This is a genomic window from Paenibacillus sp. GCM10027630, assembly GCF_042676305.1.
Lineage (GTDB): Bacteria > Bacillota > Bacilli > Paenibacillales > NBRC-103111 > Paenibacillus_S.
Genome location: NZ_JBHTGY010000031.1, coordinates 85888 through 102859 on the forward strand (window position 1 = coordinate 85888; position 16972 = coordinate 102859).

Annotated in this window: 14 protein-coding genes and 1 pseudogene; 12 read left to right on the forward strand and 3 right to left on the reverse strand. The window is 44.1% G+C overall.

Features of this window, described 5'->3' with window-relative positions:
* The first annotated feature begins 224 nt into the window (after positions 1 to 224).
* The 5 genes from ACFQ0C_RS14090 to phoU all read left to right on the forward strand — a co-directional run bounded on the left by ACFQ0C_RS14090 (position 225) and on the right by phoU (position 4626).
* On the forward strand, positions 225 to 1142 hold the full coding sequence (locus tag ACFQ0C_RS14090) for a phosphate ABC transporter substrate-binding protein (protein ID WP_379367759.1): 918 nt from the start codon (positions 225 to 227) through the stop codon (positions 1140 to 1142).
* 248 nt (positions 1143 to 1390) lie between these two features.
* Positions 1391 to 2320 carry a phosphate ABC transporter permease subunit PstC gene (pstC, locus tag ACFQ0C_RS14095; protein ID WP_379367760.1) on the forward strand — a complete coding sequence of 310 codons (930 nt, stop codon included), beginning with the start codon at positions 1391 to 1393 and terminating at the stop codon, positions 2318 to 2320.
* Positions 2317 to 3174, forward strand: a complete 858-nt coding sequence (gene pstA / locus ACFQ0C_RS14100) for a phosphate ABC transporter permease PstA (RefSeq protein WP_258212538.1) — start codon at positions 2317 to 2319, stop codon at positions 3172 to 3174. The genes pstC and pstA overlap by 4 nt, the downstream gene beginning before the upstream one ends.
* 2 nt (positions 3175 to 3176) lie before the next feature.
* Entirely contained in the window at positions 3177 to 3938 is a 762-nt protein-coding gene (pstB, locus tag ACFQ0C_RS14105) for a phosphate ABC transporter ATP-binding protein PstB (RefSeq protein WP_258212539.1), read from the forward strand.
* 28 nt (positions 3939 to 3966) lie between these two features.
* Positions 3967 to 4626 carry a phosphate signaling complex protein PhoU gene (phoU, locus tag ACFQ0C_RS14110; RefSeq protein WP_379367761.1) on the forward strand — a complete coding sequence of 220 codons (660 nt, stop codon included), beginning with the start codon at positions 3967 to 3969 and terminating at the stop codon, positions 4624 to 4626.
* An 83-nt stretch (positions 4627 to 4709) separates the two neighbouring features.
* Here phoU and ACFQ0C_RS14115 read toward each other — a convergent pair whose 3' ends face one another.
* Together ACFQ0C_RS14115 and ACFQ0C_RS14120 are read right to left on the reverse strand one after the other, a co-directional pair.
* Positions 4710 to 5333, reverse strand: coding sequence for a VC0807 family protein (locus tag ACFQ0C_RS14115; protein WP_379367762.1), 624 nt, complete (start codon positions 5331 to 5333; stop codon positions 4710 to 4712).
* 32 nt (positions 5334 to 5365) lie between these two features.
* Entirely contained in the window at positions 5366 to 5974 is a 609-nt protein-coding gene (locus ACFQ0C_RS14120) for a TetR/AcrR family transcriptional regulator (RefSeq protein WP_379367763.1), read from the reverse strand.
* 643 nt (positions 5975 to 6617) lie between these two features.
* Between ACFQ0C_RS14120 and ACFQ0C_RS14125 the strand changes: the two genes are divergently transcribed.
* From ACFQ0C_RS14125 to ACFQ0C_RS14140, 4 genes and pseudogenes are all read left to right on the forward strand, one after another.
* Positions 6618 to 6947 (forward strand): ArsR/SmtB family transcription factor, encoded by a 330-nt coding sequence (locus ACFQ0C_RS14125; protein WP_379367764.1) that lies wholly within the window; start codon positions 6618 to 6620, stop codon positions 6945 to 6947.
* A gap of 96 nt (positions 6948 to 7043) precedes the next feature.
* A pseudogene (locus ACFQ0C_RS14130) lies at positions 7044 to 8335 on the forward strand (arsenic transporter).
* A gap of 30 nt (positions 8336 to 8365) precedes the next feature.
* A complete protein-coding gene (gene arsC, locus ACFQ0C_RS14135) occupies positions 8366 to 8788 on the forward strand; it encodes an arsenate reductase (thioredoxin) (protein WP_379367765.1) in 423 nt (140 codons plus the stop codon).
* A gap of 713 nt (positions 8789 to 9501) precedes the next feature.
* Entirely contained in the window at positions 9502 to 11334 is a 1833-nt protein-coding gene (locus tag ACFQ0C_RS14140) for a GGDEF domain-containing protein (protein ID WP_379367766.1), read from the forward strand.
* Here the strand turns inward: ACFQ0C_RS14140 and ACFQ0C_RS14145 are convergent.
* Entirely contained in the window at positions 11310 to 12068 is a 759-nt protein-coding gene (locus ACFQ0C_RS14145) for an HAD family hydrolase (protein WP_379367767.1), read from the reverse strand. The genes ACFQ0C_RS14140 and ACFQ0C_RS14145 overlap by 25 nt on opposite strands.
* Positions 12069 to 12357: 289 nt before the next feature.
* Between ACFQ0C_RS14145 and polA the strand changes: the two genes are divergently transcribed.
* The 3 genes from polA to ACFQ0C_RS14160 all read left to right on the forward strand — a co-directional run bounded on the left by polA (position 12358) and on the right by ACFQ0C_RS14160 (position 16952).
* A complete protein-coding gene (gene polA / locus ACFQ0C_RS14150; RefSeq protein ID WP_379367768.1) occupies positions 12358 to 15024 on the forward strand; it encodes a DNA polymerase I in 2667 nt (888 codons plus the stop codon).
* 293 nt (positions 15025 to 15317) lie between these two features.
* On the forward strand, positions 15318 to 16181 hold the full coding sequence (gene mutM / locus ACFQ0C_RS14155; protein WP_379367769.1) for a DNA-formamidopyrimidine glycosylase: 864 nt from the start codon (positions 15318 to 15320) through the stop codon (positions 16179 to 16181).
* Between the two features lie 69 nt (positions 16182 to 16250).
* Positions 16251 to 16952 (forward strand): MntP/YtaF family protein, encoded by a 702-nt coding sequence (locus ACFQ0C_RS14160; RefSeq protein ID WP_379367957.1) that lies wholly within the window; start codon positions 16251 to 16253, stop codon positions 16950 to 16952.
* Positions 16953 to 16972: the final 20 nt, after the last annotated feature.

Below are 16972 nucleotides of genomic sequence, written 5' to 3' on the forward strand. Positions count from 1 at the left end.
CTCATAAATTTAGATGAGACAAGAATCTACTTTTTTCTCTTTATTTCTCTCATTATATGGAAGGATTATTAAGCCTGAGTCTGTTTTTTGTAAAAGAAGAGTTAAAATCCGACAGATTAAAAGTTTTACATTCCGTTAACGTTTTGTGGGTTCATACTTTACAATCGCTTGATAAGATAACCAAGTAAACAAAAAACAGAAGGTTAAAGGGAGGACATACAGAGATGTTGAAGCAGTTTTCGAAAAAAGGGTTCGGTTTTGTACTTATGGCGATTTTAATGATGGGGGTCCTTGCAGCTTGCGGAACCACAGCAGCACCTGATACGAAAACACCAGCAGCACCAGCACCAGCACCGGCAGCAACACCTGATAAGAAGCCTGAGCCAGCTAAAGAAATTAGCGGCACAGTAACAGCTTCTGGTTCCAGCGCACTACTTCCATTAGTTAAACAAGCAGCTACTGAGTTTATGGAGAAAAATCCTAAAGTAACTGTGAATGTAACTGCAGGCGGTTCAGGCACAGGCTTGAAAAACGTAGCTGACGGTACTTCCGATATTGGTAACTCCGACATTGAAGCAGGTCCTGAATATAAAGACAAAGGTTTGGTTGACCACGTTGCAGCTATCGCTCCTTTCGCATTGATTGTTAATAAAGATGTAAATATCGATAACCTTACTAAAGCTCAGGCTGCTGATATTTTCATGGGCAAAATCACTAACTGGAAAGAAGTTGGCGGCAATGACGAGAAAATTGTTGTTGTTCACCGTCCTGATAGCTCAGGCTCCAAAGCATTAGTTAAACAAATCGTTCTTGATGGTAAAGAATTTACTAAAGACGGCGTTACTCAAGAGTCCAGCGGTGCAGTTGCAACTACAGTTGGTTCAACTAAAGGTTCTGTTGGTTATGTAGATACACCTTACCTGAACGACACTATTAAAGCTTTGAAATTCGAAGGCGTTGCTTTCAGCAAAGATACAATTAAAGACGGTAAATATCCATTGTACGGTGTTGAGCATATGTATACTAAAGGCGAGGCAAAAGATGCGGTTAAAGCATTCCTTGATTATGTAACAAGTGCTGATTTCCAAGGTAAAAGAGTAGAAGAGCTTAAATTCTTACCAGCAAATCTATTGAAAAAGTAATAGAAGCATTGCACTACAAAGGCATGGTTTATATAACCATGTCTTTTTTTGTATGTACATAGGTCGTCAAAAATGGAAAATGTCATCTTTTGAGTAAATTTTACATTCCCTTAACAATTCATTTGTATGGTGTTTACAATCGTCCACTATGATGAATAAAGCAAGTAAGTGAACTTCGATTCATAACGCAGCTGAGCGCGGTCGCAATTTATCGTGATTCAGTTGATTACAATAAGGGGGCAATGGTTGTGAATTCTTTTGCTGATAAACTCACTGAAAGAGAAAAGGTTAATAAAAAGGTAAGCCTATGGACTAAAAGGCAAAACCGTACGGATCAAGTGATGAAGTGGATTTTTGTCAGCAGCGCGATTATGGTATCGGCAATTATTTTCTCCATCATTTCTTTCGTAGGGATTCAAGGCGTTAAAACATTCAGTGATGTATCACCGTGGACATTTTTCTTTTCAACGGAATGGACACCTACCAAGGGTGAATTTGGTATCTTCGCGTTTCTATACAGCACGTTGCTGCTTACGCTTTTATCTGTTGTACTTTCCGTGCCATTGGCATTATCTGGTGCCGTGTTCATGGCAAAAATCGCTCCTAATTGGGTGCGCGAGATTATGAGGCCTGCAACTGATTTGTTCGTAGGTATTCCATCCGTTGTATATGGCTTAATTGGTTTGACTGTCATTGTACCTGCTTTGGCTAAGATGACAGGAACTATCGGTTATGGAATTTTGCCGGCCGCTATCATTTTGGCCATTATGATATTGCCAACGATATTATCCATTTCAGAGGATGCAATTCGTGCTCTGCCTGGCCGCTTGGAGGAAGCTTCGTTAGCACTTGGAGCGACACGCTGGCAAACGATCTGGAGGGTGCTTGTTCCAGCCGCACGGCCGGGAATTATAACAGGCATCATTCTGGGGATGGGCAGAGCAATCGGTGAAACGATGGCGGTGTTTATGGTTATTGGTAACTCTCCGCAAATGCCAGGATCGTTATTGGAATCGACCACTGTGCTTACGACAGCGATTGTTAAGGACATGGGGAATACAAACTATGGGACAGCCTGGAATAACTCCTTGTACTTAATGGCGTTAGTGCTTCTGTTGATTTCATTGACTATGATTCTAGCGATTCGAATTGTTTCCAAGAGGAGTGAAGTGAAGTGACAAGTAAAAGTACGGATCGCATCGCTACCCTATATTTTTGGGCAGTCGGCATCGTTATTATATTACTGTTAGCGTGGTTCTTGATTCGAATATTGGGTGATGGACTTCCGCAGCTATCCTGGAATTTCATTACAGGTAAGCCGCAGGAAATTGTGGCAGGCGGCGGCGTTGGACCAATGCTATTCAACTCTTTCTATATTTTATTCCTATCCTTGCTATTTTCCGTTCCAATCGGAATTGGATCAGGCGTATACTTAACTATTTATGCTAAACAAAATCGTTTTACTGATTTCATCCGTATCTCTGTAGAAGCCTTATCCTCAGTTCCGTCCATCGTTTTTGGTTTGTTCGGTTTTCTATTGTTTGTAAACCTGATGGGGCTGAAATTTTCAATCATTGGCGGGGCTGCAACCTTATCCTTGCTGAATTTGCCTGTCCTGGTGAGGGTTACAGAGGAATCTTTGCGCTCTGTGCCGGATTCGTACTGGGAAGCTTCGCTTGCACTTGGCTCAACCCGCTGGCAGGCGATACGTAAGGTGCTCTTGCCAGCAGCATTGCCTACCTTAATTACCGGTATAACACTGGTTGCAGGACGGGCTCTAGGGGAATCCGCTATTTTGATATATACAGCCGGTTTGTCCGTTTCCAGGTATTTTCCGGATTGGAATCCTCTGGCGATGGGAGAAACTTTGGCTACTCATCTATGGTACGTACAGTCTGAAGCTATTGTTCCTGATGCCAAAAAAATTGCTCAAGGAAGCGCCGCGCTTCTCCTGATCGTCGTTCTAATCTTCAACTTGTTAATTGGCATTCCTAGCCGAATGCTGCAAAAAAGACTGACCGGGGGGAAATAATCATGATAGAAAAACATAAGATTAAAGTAGAGAAGCTTAATTTGTACTACGGTGACAATCAAGCGTTAATTAATATTGGCTTGGAGATCAGGAATCATTCTATCGTGGCGTTGATTGGCCCTTCGGGCTGCGGAAAGTCGACCTTTCTAAGAACGTTAAACCGTATGAATGATCTTATTGATATTGTTAAGATTGACGGCAAAATTTATGTGGATGGTCAAAATATTTATGATCAAGAGACGGATGTCGTTTCACTCCGCAAAAAAGTCGGCATGGTGTTTCAGCGTCCTAATCCGTTTCCAATGAGTATTTATGATAATATTGCTTACGGTCCTCGAATTCATGGGATCAAGAAAAAAGCGATGCTGGATGAAATTGTGGAAAAAAGCTTGAAGCAAGCTGCATTATGGGATGAGGTTAAGGATCGTTTGAATAAATCTGCTTTGGGACTGTCCGGCGGTCAGCAGCAGCGTTTATGCATCGCTCGCCTGTTGGCGGTAGAGCCTGATGTTCTCTTGATGGATGAGCCTACCTCTGCGTTGGATCCTATCTCCACATTGAAGGTTGAGGAGCTTACACAAACGTTAAAAGAAAAATATACGATTATTATTGTAACGCACAATATGCAGCAGGCAGCCAGAATTTCGGACTATACTTCCTTTTTCCTGAATGGAGAATTAATTGAATCCGACCAAACGGATAAGATTTTCACAGCCCCAACAGATCAAAGAACGGAAGATTATATTACGGGACGTTTCGGATAATAAACAGGTCAATAGAAAGGGTGTATATATGGATACCAGGATTATTTTTCATCAATCCGTTGATGAACTGAAGAAAGCGCTGCTGCGCATGGGAGGGCTTGTAGAAGAGTCCATATCCAAGGCTGTCGAATCATTGTCTGCATTGGATGAAGGGCTTGCCAGAGAGATCGTGGCCAAGGATGATGTTATCGATGAGTTGATGTTAGGCGTTGAGGAGAGCTGCCTGCGTTTGATTGCATTGCAGCAGCCAATGGCTAGTGATCTAAGATTAATCGGTATGGCATTAAAGATTGCCACGGATTTGGAGCGTATTGGAGATCATGCAGTTGATATTGCAAAAGTTACGATTCGCCTGTCAGGCGAAGAATTGATCAAGCCGCTTGAGGATATACCGAGAATGGCGCTGCTTGTCAAAAACATGCTTCATGAAAGCTTGCTGGCATTTACTGAAGGCGATATACATCGTGCAGCAGCTTTGGCTGAGAAGGATGACGAGGTAGATAAGCTATACAGTATCCTTATGACGGAAATCATCGGCTTAATGAGCCAAGATCTTATTCGGAACAGACAGCTGTCTCATCTCATGTTTGTAGCGCATTATCTGGAGCGGGTGGCGGATCATGCAACTAATATTGGTGAGGGCGTCATCTATATGGTAACGGGCAAGCGCAAGGATTTGAATATTTAAAAGACAAGAGCCGGGAGACCGGCTCTTTTTGCTGCTAAGAAACGAATGTATCTTCATCGATGGGCTTCGAATAGAAGCTTTTCTTATCGAATAATATCAGCAAGCCGCTTGCTGGAATGTTTACGGTATGCTACCGTCCACAATATAGCTGCGCCGATGAACCCATAAAATACAAAATTCGAAACAATTAAGAATTGTGCGGTCGATAGCTCGTAAACCAATATTACTCTCACGGCTGCTTCTGCAAGCAGAATAAATCCCCAAACGAGTGTCATCAGCCTCAATACATAGCGAAAGTAAGCATAATTCCATCTTGCTGCAAAAGCTTGTTGGGCCTGAGGATCTTTTTTCACATTAAACCTCATGGCTAGATGAAAAATAAGCGGTCTAGGGAACAACAAGGAGATTATAAACAGAAGACCTACCGCTGCGGTGATGAATGATTCTCGAATCAGCAGCAGCTTTTCATCGCCGCCCATGGCTATCAAGCCGATTCCAAGCAGGAAGGTGAAGAGCATAATAGCGGCGAATACATCCATTTTCTTATGGCGAATCAGATGAATTAGATTATCACTCATAGGTATGACAGTAGCTATCGATAGGGCGGCAAAGCCGGACATATGAGGTTCAAGAATTAAGTAGACAATGAAAGGAGCGGCGCCGTTAATAAGGATTGTGAACAGTAATCCACGAATCAATGGGGACATAGGTTTCCTCCAGCTGAGTTCTATAAACTCGGTTATTGTTGTTTTAGGGTAGTCATGATCATATGGTATAAATATGCAGAATCTATAGCTGTAGACGTGGGAGCTATTATATTTTGGACGCGTAAGCCGTACGTAAATATAAGGAAAAGATCTGCCATTTTAGCCGGATCGACGGAATGGGGAATAGCCTTCTCCTGCTGACCCGATTTAATCCATTGGATTGTAGTCTCTCTGGAGTACTGCTGCAGCTGCGCTAATATTTTAGCGATTGCAGGGTTCTCCTTTTGACTGAGCAGGTAAATAAAAATGCTGTTGTATGCGCTGCTTTCTTTGCTGGATTCATGTAGTCCCTGGGCTACAGCAAGAAAGGGGGCATTGGAATCGTTGCTTTTCATGGCTCGCGCTATGGCTTCTTGGAAGCTATCGTTCATGGCTTTGACTTTGGATTGAAGAATGAGTCCGAACAGCTCATCCTTGCTGGAAACATAATGATAAATGGCTCCCTTGGACAGTCCCGTTTTATTAATAATATCTTGCAAAGTTGTAGCGCGGCAGCCTTTTTCACGAATCAGCTCTTCTGCGGCTGCCAGCAGCAGCAGTAAGCTCGGATTGGTATTGTTTGAATCGATAATCCTCAGCATCCCTTCTTTACTCCATACCGACCGACGGTCTGTGTTATTTCCTATAGTATACAAACCGACCCGCGGTATGTCAAGGGGCGACAGCGGTAAACTTTATATAAATTATGGCTCAACCTCAAAATCAGTCTTGATCCTCATTGAGCGACAAGTCCGCATAATCATCCAGCCACAAGCCCTCACAAAATCCTGCAAAAACGCAGTTATTTACCTACTGGAATTGCTGTAGAGAGAACAAAGCTGCAAAAGTACATCCATTTTCATGGAAAACGGTCCGCTTCAGCTATAAATAAAAAAATAAATGCACATTTGCATGAATTCAATAAGACATCGGATATACCGGCACAAAGACTGTATAGATGCAGGTTTTTGGGAGAAGGCAATAGTTTCGAATCGAATAAATTTGGAATAAAGTCGTGTGCGCTGTCACTATCGTTCTTAAGTTTTGTCCAGGGCTAGGCTGGACATGGAGACAAAATCGAATGACTTCGTCAAGCGCTGATTTTGGTTTTGAGCCTAAATTATTAGAATTTTTATTTACAAAACCTCAACTTTAGTATATAAGTAAGTAGTTATATAATAATGTATATGAAATGCAAGGCGTTTGAAATGCTCTTGTAAGCAGGTATAGAAAGGAGAGAACCTCATGAGTGTAGTTGAAATTGAACAGATGGCTAACGTGCTGAAGCTGTTGGGGGATAAGACAAGACTTACTATTATCTCTTTGTTAATTGAGAAGGAGCTATGTGTATGTGAAATTGTCGATGTATTGCAAACCAGCCAACCTAATATTAGCCAGCATATGCGAAAGCTGAAGGATGGCGGACTTGTTAGAGAAAGCAAGAGGGGGCAGTGGGTGTATTACTCACTATCCGTTCAAGATAAACCTTATATGGCTGAGCTGCTGGCTCATCTTCCTTCTCAGCAGGATTCGCTAGGGAAACTGACTGGCAAAGATAATGAATGCTGTAATTAAACGGAGGACTGATGTTAAATGTTTCGCGAATGCGAAACACAGTGTGGATGTTAATGAACACAGTTTTTGCTTACTTCAAGATTTTCGGGAGGTCGTATGCTTTACGCAGCTTGCATTATTTTTCTCATCACGTTGGTATTTGTAATTTGGCAGCCTAAGGGTTTGAATATTGGGTGGTCTGCTATGGGCGGCGCCGCTCTGGCATTAATATTTGGGGTTGTAAGTTTCAGTGATGTTTGGCTTGTTACCTCCATAGTGTGGAATGCTACTTTAACTTTTGTAGGTATCATTCTCATTTCGCTTATTTTAGATGAAATTGGTGTATTTGAATGGGCAGCGTTACATATGGCGCGAATAGCTAAGGGGAATGGCTTGTTAATGTTTATTTATGTCATTCTGCTCGGTGCCGTTGTAGCTGCCTTGCTCGCTAATGATGGAGCAGCTCTGATTTTAACCCCAATTGTTTTGGTGATGGTTCAGGCACTTAAATTTGAGGAGCGTATGGTTCTGCCTTTTAAATGGCTAGCGGTTTTATAGCGGGTACAACCTCGCTTCCTTTCATTATCAGTAATTTAGTGAATATCGTTTCGGCAGACTATTTTGGAATTGGATTTGTGGAATACGCGAGCCGAATGATTGTGCCCAGTTTATTTTCGCTAGCTGCCAGTATCTTGGTGTTATATCTTTTGTTTCGTAAAAAAATTCTCAAAAACTATGATATGGAGCAGCTGAAGAAGCCGGCTGAAGCAATTAAAGACCTCAAGCTGTTTAAAATGTCCTGGTTCATTTTAGCCATTCTATTAGTCGCATATGTCTTAAGTGAGTTTATTTCAATACCAGTATCCCTTATTGCAGGTGCAGCGGCTTTTAGTTTCATTATAATGGCGAGAAAAAGTGAGGTTATCGAAACGAAACAGGTCATCAAGAATACACCTTGGGCAATCGTTGTGTTTTCTATAGGTATGTATGTGGTTGTATATGGTTTGCAGAACGTGGGGCTTACAGATAAGCTGGGCGAGGTCATACAAATTATGGCGGGCTTCGGTCTGTATGCTTCAACGCTAGGGATGGGATTCATCGCAGCGATCCTATCTTCAGTTATGAACAATTTGCCCACCGTGATGATTGATGCTTTAGCAATTAAGGGCACACAAACGAATGGTGCCATTCGTGAAGCTCTGATTTATGCGAATGTCATTGGCTCGGATTTGGGCCCCAAAATGACTCCAATAGGCTCATTGGCCACTTTACTGTGGCTTCATGTCTTATCCCGCAAAGGGGTGAACATTACATGGGGCTATTATTTTAAAATAGGGATCGTCTTGACGGTGCCAACGCTGTTTATTACGTTAACCGGGTTGTACTTGTGGCTGCGGTTAATCTCATAAATTCATTATGAAATGAAAAGAGGGAATTACATGAACAAACCACTGATTTATTTTTTGTGTACAGGCAACTCCTGCCGCAGCCAGATGGCGGATGGATTTTTTCGGGCATTAGGCTCAGATCGTTATGAAGTAAAAAGCGCAGGACTTGAAGCACACGGACTGAATCCGCGAGCAGTTATAGTAATGAAGGAGATAGGTGTCGATATTAGCAGCCATAGCTCTGATGTCATTGATCCGGAGATTTTGAACCGTGCTGATTATGTAATTACTTTGTGCGGTCATGCGGATGAGCATTGTCCGGTTATTTCGAATAATAATGTGGTGAAATGGCATTGGGGATTTGACGACCCCGCTAAAGCAACGGGAACAGAAGACGAAATAATGACACATTTCAGAAGCGTTCGTGATGATATCAAAAAACGAATAGAGCAGTTCTTACACGAAGGGAAGTAAGACGAGCATTCCAAGGGAGATATTTTAAAGGTAAAACGTATGCATGTCCTGTAAACTGTAAGGATTTAGTTAGTCGATAGCTTTCTGCAAAAGTGTTTTGGAGTGGAGTCTGCAAAAATCCAAGACATTTACGCAAAATTTGAACTCGATGATTCTTCATTGCATTTTTCATTGAACATTCGTCCCTTTGAAAAAGACGGTGTTTTAAATCACTTGGGCTTTCAGGTCACCGATACTTAGGATGTTCTTGCTATTGGGGAAAGGCTGCGTCAATCGGGCTTATAATTGGTTTGCGGCGAAGCTGGTATGTGCCATGGAGGATTTGAAAGGAACTAAGAGTTCCGTTATTCCGTCTGCCGACTTCAGATTTAGATGGTAGCGGAAGTCGGAATTCCTTTATTTGGGGGAATCGAAGAACTAAGCACAAAAAACAGAGTGATAAAGGAACAAACTGTTCCCGTATCTCTCTGTTTTTTGTGCTTTTCGGGTGATAAAGGAACGAGCGCTTCCGTTATTGTTCTTCACTTTATTAATTGCAGTGGTGTTGCCTTTAAGAATCGAATGTATCTTCATTGAGAGGGTATCGAATAGCAGTTTTTATTATTTTTCATTAACATAAACTTAACAAAAGGCAAGGGGGACATTTAACACTGGGATGAATTTCCTGTGCTATAGTTAACACTATCAAGCATTTTACTGGAGTAGGGATGAAAATGGCGACTGACAAATCGATGATAAGTATGGGCGAAGACGGTGCTTTTTACCGGGAGCAATTCCAACAAATTCTTCAGCATAGATTGATCCACTCCGTTTATCAGCCGATCGTTTCCCTGAAAGACGGTGCAATTGCAGGTTATGAGGCGTTGACCCGCGGGCCAGAGAATAGTCCTTTTCAATCGCCTGTAAGATTGTTTGAGTATGCAGAAAGAGAAGGTATGCTATATCCACTGGACTGGCTCGCCCGTGAAATGGCCATTAGAGGCTCGTTTTTTTCCAAAGGTCAGGAGCTGCTGTTTATCAACATTCCTGCCGCCATTTTACAGGATCCGCAGTTTGCTTCAGGTAAAACGATGGAATTGCTGCATGCCCGTGGACTCACCCCAGGCAATGTAGTGTTTGAAATCACAGAGCGCAGCTCGATTGATGATTTCTCCATGGCTAAGCAGGTGCTGGAGCACTATCGTAGTCAAGGCTATCGCATTGCCATTGATGATGCTGGTGCGGGGTATTCTTCCTTACAAGCGATTGCGGAGCTTCAGCCGGATTTTATAAAAGTTGACCGCTCTTTGGTCCAAGACATTCATTTGCATAAAACTAAGGAATATATAATGGAAACCTTCGTGACCTTTGCCAAAAAGCTTCATATTGAGGTTATTGCCGAGGGAATCGAGTGTATCGAAGAGCTGCTTCATTTGACCCGAATGGGCGTCCATTATGGACAAGGCTTCTTGCTAGGAAGGCCAGGCTTGGAAAAGCTGTCGGTTGATACCGAAATGGTTAAACAAATTGTGCAGCATCGAAAAATTCATGATTCTGTTGGCAGTACATGGGCTATTGGCGATCTGACAGCACCCATTCAGGAATTTGATTCCAAGTCCCTTATTTCTGAGGTGGCCAATTATTTCAAGAAAAACGGTAATGCAGTTGGAGCTGTTGTTGTATCCGATAAGATTCCAGTAGGCTTGATTATGAGGGAACGGCTGTTCCAGCAGTTGGCTGGTCAGTATGGATTCTCTCTATTCTGGAACCGGACCATCGATCAGGCTATGGATTCGAACCCTCTAATCGTAGAGAAGAATACACCGGTTGAAACCGTATCCCAGTTGGCGACCTCGCGAAATACGAACTTATATGATTTGGTGATCATTACAAGCGAAGGCAGAATGGCGGGCGCCGCTTCCATTAGATCGATTCTGGAATGTATAACAAACGCTCGTATGGAGACAGCCAAGGTAGCTAGCCCGTTGACCGGACTTCCGGGCAACATTCAGATTCACAGGGAAATGAATAAACGTCTCTTGGAGAAGAGAAAATTTTCCGTAATTTATGCGGATTTGGATTATTTCAAGTGGTTTAATGATAGATACGGGTTTCAAAAAGGTGATCAGCTGATCCAGTATACGGCAGATGTCATTCAGCAATCCATAGTCGTATGCGGCATGCCTTTTGATTTTGTCGGTCATATCGGAGGGGATGATTTTATCGCGCTTACCTCCACGGATATACCTGAGAAGCTGTGTGTAGAACTAATTCGCCGCTTTGACCAAGGAGTAAGAATGTTTTATGAAGGCGACGATTGGTCTTATGTTGAGGATCGCAGCGGCAACCGTATTGATACGAGTGGTGTTACGATATCTTTATCTCTTATCGTTTGCGAGAATGAAGCAGCCGTTACGCTGGAGGAAATATCGCAGGCGGCGGCTAAGCTCAAGAAGCAGTCCAAGTCGAAGCTGGGCAGCGTATTTGTAAGCGAGCGAATAGGATTGCCTTCAATTGCGGAGGAACAGATTAATGAGATTGTCTACGAAAACAGCTCTAACAGCTGATCCATCTGCTGAATACAGAATACATTCCGTTTCCCGAGCTTTTGCTGGGAAATTTTTTTTGTTGATCCATCGGTATGCCGCTGTATCCATACGGCATCCATACCGGATTTAACCGCCCCATATACATCGTGCTTCCAAGAATTTCCGACCATAACCGCTTGCCGCGGAGACAGGTCCAATGTGCGTACGGCCGTTTTGAAAAGCGGAGTACCAGGCTTCTTGTCTGCATGCTTAACCGCTGTAAAGATACGCTCGTTGGGGAAAAAAGGATGAAGTCCAAACCTGTCCAGCAGGTGAATGACCTCGCTGCGCGGACTGTTGCTAATAATCGCCAGCTTGTAGTGGGGTGAGAGTTCACGAAGCGTATCCACTACACCTGGAGCGAGCGATTTGGCAGCTAGTCGGTGATTGCGGACCATGCGGAAGAAATCGATGGGAAAGTGCTGATGCACCGGGATTTCCAATTCCTTAAGAGCGTCCATCAGGCATTTCTGCTGCAATTCATCGAGCTGCAGCTTAACGCCCTTGAGTTTTTTCTGCTGCTGCCAGTTAGCTTGATAAGCCTCCCATAGTCCAACAGCCCGAGGGGGTTCGTCGTCTCGTGACCAACGGGCGGAATACTCGTTCCATACGGTAAGGAATGCCTGCTCAAAATGAACACCCTGATAAATAAGGGTTTGATTAACGTCGAAGCAAATGGCTTTCTTGTCATGTGTTCGGTGTTGAATACTCATGATCGACTACCTCCGTTCGTGCTTGCGTTTTACCTGATAGTTATGTTTATGCGCAAGCTGGAGGTGTCACCCCCTTGGACAGGAGTAGAAGCTTATGCTTTTTTTATAATATCAGATTTTGTAGGTTTCCAGCGGAGCTGAACAAGTCTAATATTGCAAGAAAAGTTACTGCTAAGACCAATGAGAAGCTACGAGCATCCTTATATCTTTATGAATGGAAATCGAATAGTTTTTCTAATTGCATTATCCTATGCTATCATAGAGTTAGTATGGAAAATGAGGTGTAATCATGTCTAAATTAGTAGTGATCGATGGCAATAGTATTGCTTACCGCGCTTTTTTTGCGCTCCCGTTACTGAGTAATTCGAGCGGTTTACACACGAATGCAGTATACGGATTTACAACGATGCTGTTAAGGCTGCTGGACGAACAGAAGCCGACCCATTTTCTGGTAGCATTCGACGCCGGGAAAGCAACCTTTCGACATAAGGATTATGCAGAATATAAAGGTGGGCGGGCCAAGACTCCTCCGGAGCTGTCCGAGCAGTTTCCATTATTGAAGGAATTGATTAAAGCTTTCGGTATTTCCCAGTTCGAGCTTGACGGGTACGAAGCTGACGATATTATAGGTACATTGACCAGAATGGCTGATGAAAAAGGCGGCATGGAAGTAGTTGTTGTAAGTGGAGATAAGGATATGCTGCAGCTGGCATCCGATCAAGTTAAAATCGCTTTGACGCGCAAAGGCATCAGCGAGGTTGAGCTGTACGATCCTCCTTATATTAAGGAGAAATACGGTCTAACTCCGAATCAAATTATTGATTTGAAGGGCTTGATGGGAGATACGAGCGATAATATTCCGGGGATTCCAGGAGTAGGGGAGAAAACAGCGCTTAAGCTTCTGCACGAGTTCGAATCCGTGGAAGGCGTTCTGGCCAATACAGATCAAATTAAGGGCAAGATGAAGGAAAAGATCATAGAGCATGCGGAAGACGCTCGGATGAGCAAGGGGCTGGCGACCATATTCCGCGAGGTGCCTCTTACCTCTACATGGGATGAATTAGCTTATACAGGCTATGAAGGACAAGCTCTAGCCCAAATGTTCCGCAAGCTGGAGTTCAAATCGCTGCTGGATAAAATGGATTTCGGTGGTGCGGATACATCATTGGACTCTGAACAGTCTCCACAGGAAGAAATCCAGACGGTTGCTATAGACCGGGAGCGCATGCCGGAGCTGCTTGAAGCACTGCCTCAAGTGAAAGCACTGCATGTTGAAGTGGTGGGGGATAATCCACATACCGGGTATGTGCTTGGTTTAGCGTTAGCTTCGCAGGATACTTGCTACTATGTGCCGTTTGAGCTGCTGCGCGAAGGAGGAACTCATTCAGAGGCTCTAAGAGCATGGGTGGAATCTCCGGATAAATCTTTAGCCATCTACGATCAACATCGGGCTGAAGTGGCTTTGGGCTGGCAAGGACTTAGTCTGTGCGGATCGTCCTTTGATGTGCTGCTTGCTGCCTATCTGCTTGATCCAACGGAGTCGTCTTTAACTTTGAACGGCCTAACGGCTAAATATGGCTTGTCTTCCTTGAAGGCGGACGAGGATGTATTCGGCAAAGGCGCCAAATTTCAAATTCCCGCGGCCGAAGTCATCTGTGAGCATTTGTGCCGGAAAGTAACGGCTGTTCAACAATTGATGGAGCCGATGCAAATCGATCTGGAGAGCAATGGTATGCATCAGCTGTTCTACGAGCTGGAGCTTCCTTTGGCCAGTGTTCTTGCATCGATGGAGAAAAAGGGAATCAAGGTAGATGTTGAAGGTCTGAAGCAGTACGGTTCAGAGCTCGCGGTTCAGCTGGAATCCATCATGAAATCCATTTATGAAGCGGCAGGAACGGAGTTCAACATTAACTCGCCTAAGCAGCTTGGAGAAATATTGTTTGAAAAGCTGCAGCTGCCTGCTGTGAAGAAAACGAAAACAGGCTACTCCACTGATGCTGAAGTGCTTGAAAAGCTGGAGCCTTATCACCCGGCTATCGGCCATATTCTCAATTACCGGACATTGGCTAAGCTTCAGTCCACTTATGTGGAAGGACTATTGAAAGAGGTTCGCGGTGAAACAGGCAAAGTACACACGTATTTCAAACAGACGATTGCCGCGACTGGTCGTTTGAGCAGTCAGTACCCGAATTTGCAAAATATCCCGATCCGTCTGGAGGAAGGCCGTAAAATCCGCAAGGTATTCGTACCTTCCAGGCCTGACTGGTCGATATTAACCGCTGACTATTCGCAGATTGAACTTCGTGTGCTAGCCCATATTTCGCAGGATGAGAGGCTGATGGAAGCATTCCTGAAGGATATGGATATTCATACGAAAACGGCGATGGATGTGTTTGGTGTGCCTGAATCAGCAGTCGATTCCAATATGCGCCGGCAGGCCAAAGCCGTTAACTTCGGTATTGTGTATGGCATCAGTGATTACGGCTTATCGCAAAACTTGAACATTACCCGTAAGGAAGCGTCTGCTTTTATTGAACAGTATTTTTTCGTATTCCAAGGGGTTCGCCAATATATGGATGACATTGTAAAAAAAGCGCGTCAGGACGGATATGTAACGACTTTGCTCCAGCGTCGACGTTATTTGCCTGAGATTACGGCTTCCAATTTCAACCTGCGCTCATTTGCTGAACGGACAGCGATGAATACACCTATACAGGGCACCGCTGCTGACATTATCAAGCTGGCCATGGTACAAATGGATAAACGGATGAAGCAGGACGGCTTGCAGAGCCGTATGCTGCTTCAGGTGCACGATGAATTGGTATTCGAGGTTCCTAAAGAAGAAATTGAAATTATGAAAGCAACTGTAAAAGATGTTATGGAAAATGCGCTATCACTAGACGTTCCATTGAAAGCCGATGTCGATACCGGATCAAACTGGTATGAAGCGAAGTAAGGTAGTCCCCCACCCAAACCATGCATCCCCACCCAAACCCTCCCCGCCGGGAGGGCTCCAAGGGCTACGCCCTCTGGACACCCGTAAGAGAACGGTTATACTTGGATACCGTGATAGGGGATCGCTGTTGTCCCTGCGGGACAAGCTTTACAGTAGTTCTCTCTATTAACGTTTCGGATGTACAAGGTGAGGAAAATTCGCGAGTCACTGCTGCATGGTCGGCCAAAACAACACAGCGGTTCGCTTCAATGCCGCTGTGCAAAATTAATAATGTTTATTGAGGTGAAATCATCATGCCGGAATTACCAGAGGTTGAAACGGTACGAAGGACCTTGAACGAATTAGTTTTACAAAAGAAGATTGACCACGTTACGGTTCATTTGAACCGAATAATACTGCTGCCGGAGGAGCCGCTGGAATTTTGCTTGCTGCTCGCCGGACAGACCATTCAAAACGTTGAGCGCAGAGGCAAGTTTCTTTGCTTTATGATGGATGACTTCACCCTGGTGTCCCATCTGCGGATGGAAGGCAGGTATGGGTTATATGATCAGTTGGACCCATTGGAGCCTCATACGCATGTCGTATTCCATTTTACAGACGACAGCGAGCTTCGTTATAAAGATGTTCGTCAATTCGGGACTATGCATCTTTTCCCAAAGGGACGTGAATTAGAGGAAAATCCGCTGAAAAAGCTCGGGCTCGAGCCATTGGATGATAACTTCACCTTAGCCGCTTTTAGCAGCAAGCTATCGGGTCGATCAACCAAGATCAAACCTCTGCTGCTTAATCAGGAATATATCGTCGGTATAGGGAATATTTATGTGGATGAGTCCCTTTTCTTGGCAGGTATTCACCCGGAACGTGAAGCTGATACATTGACCAAGCGGGAGCTTGCCGCTCTATTCGAGGCGATAGTGAAGACGCTGCAGGAAGCGGTAGCCGCGGGAGGCTCATCGATCAAATCCTATGTGAACGGACAAGGTGAGATTGGATTGTTCCAGCACCAGCTCAAAATGTACGGCCGCAAGGGAGAGTCCTGCTACACCTGTGGCCAGCCAATTGAAAAGAGTGTTGTTGCAGGTCGTGGAACCCACTTTTGCCCCAAATGCCAACCGCTTAAATCGAAGCAGAAACGTGTAAAGAAGGTTAGGGTTTAATCAGTTGTGCACCCTCCGCCCATTTTTTCATATAGTAGGGGTAAAGCGATCGGGAGGGGAAAATTAATGCTGCTGCCTGTTATATCTTTATTGATTTTGGCTTTGGCTGTTAGTCTGGATGGTTTCGGTGTAGGAGTCATGTACGGCTTACGCAAAATTCGGATACCCTTATTATCTGTAGCCATCATTTCTGTATGTTCTGGGCTTATTATTTATATGTCAATGCAGATTGGCGTTTTTATAAGCAGGTTTGTAGACCCGGACGTTGCAAAAGGAATTGGTGGGATCATCCTGATTGGAATCGGAATATGGGCTTTATATCAGGTTGTGACACAGAAAAAGGATTCAGCGGAGCAAGAAGAAAATATCGATCAGCCGAATGCTTTCGCGGCAGCAGGTATCCAGGACGAGGCGGCTGTTCAAAGCGCCAAAGAAATTATGTATATAGAGCTTAAGAGGCTTGGGTTAGTCATTCAAATATTACGTACGCCCTCTATAGCTGACAGGGACCGTTCAGGCAACATATCTGCATCTGAGGCTGTGTTGCTAGGGGTGGCTCTTTCCCTGGATGCCTTTGGCGCTGGTATTGGGGCAGCTTTAATCGGATTTACTCCATGGCTTACTTCAGCTGTAATAGCATTTGCGAGCGGGGCATTTCTGGCTACAGGATTGCGGATAGGCTACAAGTATTCGGAGCTGGTATGGATTCGAAGGCTATCTGTTTTTCCGGGATTCGTTTTAATTTTTATGGGAATTATGAAACTGTTGTAATATAATGCTTACAAGCTGAG